Genomic DNA, 2,482 nt, shown 5'->3' with positions numbered 1-2,482 from the left:
GGTGATAAACACCGGTACGACGATCGTCACGTTCCTCATGGTGTTCCTGATCCAGAACACGCAGAACCGTGATACCGAGGCCATGCAGATCAAGCTGGACGAGCTCATCCACGCCATCAAGGAAGCGAACAACTCGCTGCTCGATCTGGAGGAGCTCGACGAGAAGGAGCTGGACAGCATCAGGAAGACTTACTTACAGCATGCTGCCGATGCGCGTAACGAGTCGCGGAGTGGCGGGCGGTTATGAGGTCGTCGCATTCATGCCCGAACTTCAGGCCATGGGAGCTGTACCTGTCGCGCCGCTCGAAGATGATTTACGACGTTAACGACTTCATAGTCGGTTCGCGTGCCATTTGCTGTCTGCCACTGACGAACGCGCACCCGGCAGACGAGGGCGTCGCCCTTTGAGAAGGACTTCATATCGCCGTGGACGGCTTGTAGGAAGTCGGCATCGGAAATGGTCGCGCTGATCGTCGAAGATCCGTCCGATAGACGCCACTTGTTGTTTTCCTTGAAGGTAAGGGAAACAATCGAAAAGGCCATGTCTCTGATGTCGTCGATGATCAGGGATTCGTCGGCAGCCGGCGATATGAACGAGCTGAGTTCGCTGTCGCGCACCGTGACATTTACCCGGGTGCCCTGGCCGAGCGCGAAGACGTCGATTCCGGGCCTCTCCAGGGGAGCGAGCACCTGCTGGGTCGCCTTCCTCACCCCCACGTCGCGTAGAAGGTCCACGGTGTCCCGCTCGGTATCGTAGAACTCGTCGCCGACATAAATGCGCACCGTCGGTTGCCCGGGTCGGTCGGTGCCGATAGCCTCGATGCGTGTGATAGGGCGGCTGCGAAGCCATTTGAGCAGCGGAAACAAGCCCTTCCTTCCTATGACACCAAGCGCGCCGAGGATGGCTGTGGCGTTCGCGATTGCTGTCGCCTCGGTGCCAGCAAAGATATCCTTGACCGACTGAAGCCACTGCACGCCGGTGACAAAGTCGACGTTGAAGCTGCCCGTTTTGAACGAGCCCTTTACGTTGACATGAATCTTTGCCTTGTCTCCATACAGCACGCGAGCAGACGCTTCCAGAAGATCGGCCATCGCGAGCAACGCGGGGGCGAGCTCGCGCGGGTCCATCTCGTGGTTTTCGAGTGCGGGGCCGTCGTAGCTGACGCGAAATTCGGTTACATCAGACATTGCTTAGATGAGCCTCAAGGTCGAGCAAACTACTTACCGCTTACCGCGTCGATGACCGCCGCGACATCGTCGTGACCAGAAAGACGAAGAAGCACGGCGATCATCGAGGCGGTGACCCCAAGAAGGGCTGTCAGCCCGGCGCAGGCCCATAGGCTCAGCTGAACCTTCGTCGGAAAGCGATCCATTTTTTCCGAGATAGTTACGGAAAGGGAGTTCATTTTCTCCAACAGATTTGTGGAAAGAGAATCCATTTTTTCGTTCGAGTTCGCGAACATGGTGTCCATCCGCTCGGTCAAGCTCGCGGACGAGGTGTCCATACGCACAATCAAGTTCGCGAACATGGTGTCCATACGCTCGGTTGAAGTCGCGGATACCCTGTCTATTTTTTCGGTCAAGTCCGCGTACGAGGTGTCCGTGCGTGCAGTCAAGTTTGCGAACATGGTGTCCATTCGCTCGTTTGAGGTCGCGGATACCCTGTCTATTTTTTCGGTCAAGTTCGCAGATACGGTGTCGATCTTTTCCGTGAGGTTCGMMGATACKGTGTCGATTTGGTTCGACGATACRGYGTCGATYTTTTCCGTSAGGTTCGMMGATACGGTGTCGATCTTCTCAGTCAGGCTCGAAGATACGGCGTCTATTTTTTCCGTCAGGTTCGCGGACGAACTGTCTATTCGCTCTGTCAAACCTGCCGACTGGAGGTCGACTCGCTCTAGCAGGTTTCTTGACGAAGAATCCATTCGCTCCGACAGAATTCCCAGGCTTAGGTCGACGGAGCCGAGACGCACCCGGATGTYACGCAGATCAGAGCGAACCTCATCCAGGTCCCTGCGTACGAACTTCATGTCGGTTTCGAGCTCAGCGACTCGCGCGTCCAGGCGGTAAAACGACGTGAAGCGCTGCGCTCGATAGGGCGGCTGGTTATGGGTCGACTGCACGGGGCACTCCTGGCAGCCGAGCCGGCGGCGCCTTCACTGGCGTAGGTTGGGCGTAGATCACATAGGGCGCTGGCTGCAGGGACATCGGCGTTGGGGGCTTCAGGAATCCCCAGGCAGTGCCCGCTGCAGCGAGCGCCCCGAACACGATGACCTCAATCCACTTTGTCTGCGCGGAGAACATCCGACGGATATCGCCGCGCATTTTTTCCATGTCGACGCGAATCTCCAGCAATCCTGATTTCAAGCTTGCGCGTAACTCTGCGTGGTCAATTCGAACACCTTCGACGGCGGTCGTGACTCGCGCCTCAGTCGCCGCAACGCGGGCGTTCACTTCTTCGACGTAGGTACCAGACATGACG

Annotated in this window: 4 protein-coding genes; 1 reads left to right on the top strand and 3 read right to left on the bottom strand. The window is 57.3% G+C overall.

All coding sequences use genetic code 11. From position 1 onward, the window contains the following. Nucleotides 1–247, top strand: a 247-nt coding sequence (locus AC1DT2_RS21875) for a low affinity iron permease family protein (protein ID WP_477298711.1), incomplete at its 5' end; no start/stop codon positions are given. Between the two features lie 11 nt (nucleotides 248–258). Here the strand turns inward: AC1DT2_RS21875 and AC1DT2_RS21870 are convergent. From AC1DT2_RS21870 to AC1DT2_RS21860, 3 genes are all read right to left on the bottom strand, one after another. Next, nucleotides 259–1,188 carry an LAPAL motif-containing putative phage structural protein gene (locus tag AC1DT2_RS21870; protein ID WP_477298709.1) on the bottom strand — a complete coding sequence of 310 codons (930 nt, stop codon included), beginning with the start codon at nucleotides 1,186–1,188 and terminating at the stop codon, nucleotides 259–261. 29 nt (nucleotides 1,189–1,217) lie between these two features. After that, nucleotides 1,218–1,637, bottom strand: coding sequence for a hypothetical protein (locus tag AC1DT2_RS21865; RefSeq protein WP_477298708.1), 420 nt, complete (start codon nucleotides 1,635–1,637; stop codon nucleotides 1,218–1,220). A 469-nt stretch (nucleotides 1,638–2,106) separates the two neighbouring features. Continuing rightward, on the bottom strand, nucleotides 2,107–2,482 hold a 376-nt coding region (locus tag AC1DT2_RS21860), incomplete at its 5' end, for a hypothetical protein (protein ID WP_477298707.1).

The organism is Luteibacter sp. P4_E6 (genome assembly GCF_056401535.1).
The sequence above is the reverse complement of the archived record's forward strand: the minus strand, read 5'-3'. Positions and strand labels throughout refer to the sequence as shown.

What these genes read in the sequence shown, in the direction of transcription:
- AC1DT2_RS21870 (WP_477298709.1), bottom strand. Translation starts at nt 1,188, where the DNA reads ATGTCTGATGTAACCGAATTTCGCGTCAGCTACGACGGCCCCGCACTC.
- AC1DT2_RS21865 (WP_477298708.1), bottom strand. Translation starts at nt 1,637, where the DNA reads ATGGACACCATGTTCGCAAACTTGACTGCACGCACGGACACCTCGTAC.